Origin of the sequence: Pseudoalteromonas sp. TAE56 (assembly GCF_000497955.1) — a bacterium.
Classification (GTDB): Bacteria; Pseudomonadota; Gammaproteobacteria; order Enterobacterales; family Alteromonadaceae; genus Pseudoalteromonas.
This window is the reverse complement of the sequence record NZ_AUTN01000016.1, coordinates 1-6,025: the sequence shown is the minus strand read 5'-3', so window position 1 is coordinate 6,025 and position 6,025 is coordinate 1. Positions and strand designations below refer to the sequence as shown.

Here is a 6,025-nt window from a genome sequence, read left to right as displayed (position 1 = left end):
CTGCCATTAGCAATAAAACAGCCATCCAAATATTCGCGACTATTACATCGACTGTAATCATTACAGAAAATATATCACCGCCAACTTCAAACATTTCTTTCATTGATGCTTGGTTAGCACCACCGCCGATCCAGCTACCCGCAACGGTTGTCATACCGCGCCATACGGCATCAGGTCCATGCCCGCCAACAATACTTGGATCAAATGCACTCACTACTAAAATAGCTAATGGCCCACCGATAACAATACCTAATGTCCCCACTAAAAACATAATGAGCGCTTTAGGACCTAAATTAATAATCGCTTTTAAATCAATACTAATGGTGAGCAGTATTAAACAAGCAGGCAGTAAGTAGCGTGAAGCCACATAATAAACATTGGATTTGTTACCATCTACAATACCAAATGTATTTAATAACGAAGGTAAAAAGTAACACAGTAGTAAAGCTGGTACATATTTATAAAATCGTTTTAAAGCTGGACGTTCACTGTTTGAGGTTTTAAAAATAAACCCCAAAATAACAGCAAGTAAACCAAGCACAACGGCATCATTTGTAATTAATGCGCTTTGAGTTTCAACCATAATTATTCCTATTCTTAATGGTGCGTTTTATTATTATCTTCAAGTTCTTCTATCTGGTGTTGAATTATCTCTATTGCAGGATCGTCCGGACACTCATCGATAAAAAACTGTAAATCATCACGTGCCATTTTAGGGCAACCGAGCTGATTTAATAAGTAACCTCTGTCGCGTCTCTCATACGGGTCGTCGCCTATTAGCTCCATTAGCATCTCTACACAGGTCAAAGCATGACCAAATTTGTTTTCGCTAATGAAAGACCATTTTTGTTGAGCTAAAAATAACTTATATACTTCGTCATCAAAAATGAGCTCTAGAGGCTCTTGTTCTTGGCCATCATCTTCATCTGCGTTTTCAGGGATGATATACCAGCTTTGTTGTCCACTGCTTGGCTCTATTATGTAGCCTTCTTCATCACTAATCGCCACATGTACACCAACATCACCCTGCGTAAGACTAAGATTTGCGTCAAAGTTAGCTTGTTGTAAAAAATGACAAAGTATAATTGCCAGTGTGGTAGGTGAGCCACTGCGCATAGAAAGCGTATAACTTAATGTATTTAATTTATATTCAGGCACTTTTAAGCCTGAGGCACTAAATAGCCAATCGCTGTAAAACATATCTAATAATTTTTCGAGACGATCGTGCTCATCACTCACTTTTAGACACAGCGCTGAGATTTGCTGTTCAAAGTCAGTTAAAGTCTCATAACATGGTGTTAAATCTATTTGAGGGTCCCATTTTGATTCTGCTTTAATACAGCGGTAAATTGCTGGAGGTGTAAATTCATCGTAAGCATCATCAAGATAAGATTCATCGTGTTCGTCAAACCCGAGGGTAGTCATTAATACTGCAACATTTTAGAAAACGAAGGCGTAGTTTACCTAACTTTAAAGCTATATACCAATATAGAGGAGTTTTTGAATATTTTCTGAAAAGGAGTCTTATTTGAGCTTTATAAAATAATTATAAAGCTCAAATAGTCAGGTATTTTAAAGCAAAAAAGCTGATTTAGACGTCGCTAAATAACCTATCGCTAAAATAACAGCGGTATTAACCAAAATGTAAGCAATTTTAGCCGTCATTTTAGTTTGTCTGGCGCTTTTAGCCCCAATACCAATATATATAACCACTAAAACTATTTTTTCCAATAGCCAATATTGTTCAAATGGGTTTATTTTAGCCATAAATATAAGCGTAAGTGCAGACACTAATAACAAAGTATCTATACTGTGACTGCCAATCATTACCACTTTATTTTTTGCTATATTGCCACTACCCATTCGCGAAAAAGCGCGAACATAAAATAAAATTACACTCAACATCGCAATTGCCATGTGTGAATGCTTTACTGCTAAATAATCCATATGCCCCTGTACTTCTGTTTTATAAAAATTTAATCAGGAAAACGGCTAAGAACCGCTTCTAACTCATCAAGCTTCTCGTTAAATACTTCAACCAATTTTGGTTCAAAATGAGTACCTTTTTGAGCGTTAATTTCATCAACTACATTTTGCAAAGTCCAAGGCTCTTTATAGCATCGTTTATGGCGAAGTGCATCGTATACATCAGCAAGTGCGACTATACGACCAAATACATTGATTGCATTACCGCTTAAACCTTCTGGGTAACCAGAACCATCCCATTTTTCATGATGTTCTTTAGCGATAATTGCACCTGTACTCACAATTTCATGAGGCGAGTCTTTTAAAATAGTGTAGCCTTTATCAGTGTGGGTTTTCATCACTTCCCATTCTTGGGCGTCTAACTTTGCTGGTTTATTTAATACCGCATCAGGAATGCCCACTTTACCTACATCATGCAGAGGCGACGCCAATCTTATTAAATCAGCATCATGCTTAGATAAACCATAACCCTGAGCTAAAATATGACAAATATGCGCTACACGCTTAACATGATTGCCTGTCTCGGTTGATCGTTGCTCTACCGCTTCACTTAACCTATAAACAAGCTCTTGTTGCGTTGCTTCTATTTCAGACTGGAGCTGTACATTTTCAAACGCAAGTTGCACGTTTTGAGAAAAAATCTTGATTAAATGACGCTGAGTATCTGTCAAATCCTTTGGGATCCCCGATATAAACAGCATCGAATTATGATTGTACTCACTGCTACAATACGCAAATAAGTAATTATCTTTATAAATAATACTTTTTTCATTAAGCGCCTGATGGCACGCACTTAACTGTTCAGCTTGTAATACCTCATCGAGCTCTTTACCTTCACTTTTTTCAAAATCACCGGTACCCGAGCAAACAATTAGCTTTTTATTATTTTGTGCTTCAGGGTTTTGTGCAACTAAAGTAGTTGCATACATAGCTTGATCAGCAATACCCAATAAAGATGTTAACTGCTGCATAACGCCTTCAATAAAGTGCTCTATTGAATGCGCAGAAAAAATATCACGAGACGCTATAATTATCTTCTCAAGTCCTTCGCGTGACTGCTCTATTGAAATAATATCGCGGTACGAGCGCAGGCTCGACATAATGACTGTAAATAATTTTTGAGCCGTTAGCTCCGTTTTCGATTTGTAATCGTTAATATCATAATTAATAATTACTTGTCGTTCAGGGGCTTGACCAGGTTGACCTGTCCTTAAAATAATTCGAATATGATTATTTTTAGCTTCTTCACGAATAAACTTAGCAACTTGCAAACCAGCGTCGTCGGTTTCCATTACAACATCAAGTAACACAATTGCGGCATCCGGATGCTCTTTTATAAGCTCTTTGGCTTCAGCTCCCGAATAAGCACTGATAAATTCTAAACGTTTATTTTGAAACTCAAAATCACTCAACGCTAGTTTTGTAACAGCATGAACTTCAGGTTCGTCATCAACGATTAAGACTTTCCAGGTACCAAGTTCAATCTCATTGATTGGTTCTTCTGGCTCATCTGAAAATAAAAAATCACCCATCATAGTCGAAATTCCTTCATGGCATTATTTAACGCACTAGTAAGCAATTATTATTCTTTAGGGCCACTGTGCAAACGTTACACGGTCATTATTACCAAAGTCTTTCACTGTTTTAATATTAACAAATGCCATTTTTTTGAAAAAATGACGAACAGCTTCACCTTGCTCAAAACCGTGTTCTATTAAAAGATAGCCACTAGATAACAAATAGTCACGTGATTGTGTAATTATTTGTTTAATATCAGACATTCCGCAATCATCAGCCACTAATGCCGACAAAGGCTCAAAGCGCACATCGCCCTGATTTAAATGTATATCACTGCTTTCAATATAAGGTGGGTTAGTGACAATTAGGTTGAATTTTTCACCGTGCAACTCACTAAACCAGTTGCTTTGCTTAACGTGTACGTTGTTAATCGCCAATCGCTGCTGGTTACGTGTAGCAAGTGCAACAGCATCGCTTACTCTATCTACTGCAGTAATTTGCCAATTAGGCATTTCACTACCCAGTGCCAACGCAATTGCACCAGTACCGGTGCCTAAATCAAGTACTTTAGCTGTAGCAGGTACAGTCACTTCAAGTGCTTGTTCTACTAGCGTTTCGGTATCTGGTCGAGGTATTAAGGTTGTTGCGTTAACTTCAAGCGATAAACTCCAAAACTCACGCTGCCCCGTAATATGTGCAACAGGTTCACCGTTTAAACGCCTTTGGCAAAATGTATTAAATTGCTGTTGTTGCTCAGCGTTAAGTTCATGCTCTGGCCAAGTGAAAAGGTAACTGTGAGGTTTTTGAAGAATATGTAAAAGTAAAACTTGTGCATCTAATTTAGCACTTTCGCTGCTAGGTGCTAATAAATTAGCGCCTGCAGCAATAGCTTGTTCAAGAGTTTGGCTCACGACTACTCGTCGCCCATAGCCGCTAATAAGTCAGCTTGATGTTCTTGCATTAATGGGTCAATAACACAGCCTAAATCACCCGCTACCACTTCATTTAAACGATAAAGTGTTAAGTTAATACGGTGATCGGTAATACGACCTTGTGGGTAGTTATAAGTACGGATACGCTCAGAACGGTCGCCACTACCTACTAAATCACGACGCTCAGATGCTTCTGCCGCATGGCGTTTCTCATCTTCAGCTTGTTGCAAGCGTGCTGCAAGTACCGACATCGCTTTAGCGCGGTTTTTATGCTGTGAACGCTGATCCTGACACTCAACCACAACACCGGTAGGTATATGTGTAAGTCGAATAGCAGAATCTGTTTTATTAACGTGCTGACCACCTGCGCCCGATGCACGAAATGTATCAACTTTTAAATCTGCTGTGTTAATTTGTATCGCTTCGGCTTCTGGTACTTCCGCCATTACCGCAACAGTACATGCAGAGGTATGAACTCGCCCTTGTGACTCGGTTTCTGGCACACGTTGTACGCGGTGTACACCTGATTCAAACTTTAATTGACCGTAAACGCCTTCGCCACTAATATTTGCAATAACTTCTTTGTAACCACCGTGCTCACCTTCATTGGTGCTCACAACTTCTACTTTCCATTTTTTAGTTTCTGCATAACGACTGTACATACGAAATAAATCGCCAGCAAAAATAGCCGCTTCATCACCGCCTGTTCCAGCACGTACTTCAACAAATACGTTGTTATTATCTCGTGGATCTTTTGGCAACATTAATACTTGAATTTGATCTTCAATTACCAAAATTTGCGCTTTAGCTTCTTTATATTCTTCTTGCGCCATTTCACGCATTTCAGGGTCAGAATCTTTAAGCATTTCTTCTGCACTGGCTAAATCATCTTGCGTTTCTTTGTAAGTTAAAAACGTTTTTACAATCTCTTCAAGCTCAGAATATTCTTTTGAAAGCCCACGAAAACGATTTTGATCACTAATGACCGACGGGTCGCTTAGCAGCGCTTGTACTTCTTCGTAACGCTCTACTAAGGTTTCTAATTTATTATAAACAGACTCTTTCATTTAACGGTTATTCCTGATCAATACCTAACATTTTTTTCAACTGGTTTAGCTGCGCCACTTCACCTTTTTTCGCTGCGTCTTGTATTGCACGGGTAGGCGCGTGCATTAAGCGATTGGTTAATTTATTGGCGAGCTCTAATATAATTTTTTCTGCATCTTTACCTGTATTAAGCTGACTAACAGCACGCTCTACAAGTTCTGACTTAATTGTTTGTACATCATTTCGATAATGGCGGATTAAATCTACCGAATCGAGTGAGCGCATCCACATTGCAAATTCTTTGGTGCGTTCAGTAATAATTATTTGCGCTTGCTGTGCAGCTTGCTCACGCGCTGCCATATTCTCGCTTACAATGGTTTGTAAGTCATCAACGGAATATAAATAGGCAGCATCTAGCTCACCTACTTGGCTTTCTATGTCGCGCGGAACCGCAATATCTATAAATAGCATGGGCTTGTGACGGCGCTGCTTAAGCGCTTGCTCAACCACCCCTTTACCAATAATAGGCAAAGTACTGGCGG

The 6,025-nt window shown here is 39.0% G+C and carries 6 protein-coding genes and 1 pseudogene; all 7 read right to left on the bottom strand.

Annotated elements, in window-relative coordinates:
* Window positions 1–583: DUF819 family protein (locus L656_RS0100490; RefSeq protein WP_024597768.1), on the bottom strand; the 583-nt coding region annotated here is incomplete at its 3' end.
* 14 nt (window positions 584–597) lie between these two features.
* Window positions 598–1,425: a tetratricopeptide repeat protein gene (locus L656_RS0100485; protein WP_024597767.1), complete on the bottom strand. Its 828-nt coding sequence runs from the start codon at window positions 1,423–1,425 to the stop codon at window positions 598–600.
* A gap of 147 nt (window positions 1,426–1,572) precedes the next feature.
* Window positions 1,573–1,947, bottom strand: coding sequence for a SirB2 family protein (locus L656_RS0100480; RefSeq protein WP_024597766.1), 375 nt, complete (start codon window positions 1,945–1,947; stop codon window positions 1,573–1,575).
* A 29-nt stretch (window positions 1,948–1,976) separates the two neighbouring features.
* Complete coding sequence (locus L656_RS0100475) at window positions 1,977–3,521, bottom strand: response regulator (protein WP_024597765.1); 1,545 nt, start codon at window positions 3,519–3,521, stop codon at window positions 1,977–1,979.
* Window positions 3,522–3,575: 54 nt separating this feature from the next.
* A complete protein-coding gene (gene prmC / locus L656_RS0100470; protein WP_024597764.1) occupies window positions 3,576–4,415 on the bottom strand; it encodes a peptide chain release factor N(5)-glutamine methyltransferase in 840 nt (279 codons plus the stop codon).
* Window positions 4,416–4,417: 2 nt separating this feature from the next.
* A complete protein-coding gene (gene prfA, locus L656_RS0100465; RefSeq protein ID WP_024597763.1) occupies window positions 4,418–5,503 on the bottom strand; it encodes a peptide chain release factor 1 in 1,086 nt (361 codons plus the stop codon).
* Between the two features lie 7 nt (window positions 5,504–5,510).
* Window positions 5,511–6,025, bottom strand: a pseudogene (hemA, locus tag L656_RS0100460) (glutamyl-tRNA reductase); the annotation flags it as partial.

Coding starts and splice junctions, on each gene's coding strand:
- prfA (WP_024597763.1), bottom strand. CDS start 5,503: ATGAAAGAGTCTGTTTATAATAAATTAGAAACCTTAGTAGAGCGTTAC.
- L656_RS0100475 (WP_024597765.1), bottom strand. CDS start 3,521: ATGATGGGTGATTTTTTATTTTCAGATGAGCCAGAAGAACCAATCAAT.
- L656_RS0100480 (WP_024597766.1), bottom strand. CDS start 1,947: ATGGATTATTTAGCAGTAAAGCATTCACACATGGCAATTGCGATGTTG.
- L656_RS0100485 (WP_024597767.1), bottom strand. CDS start 1,425: ATGACTACCCTCGGGTTTGACGAACACGATGAATCTTATCTTGATGAT.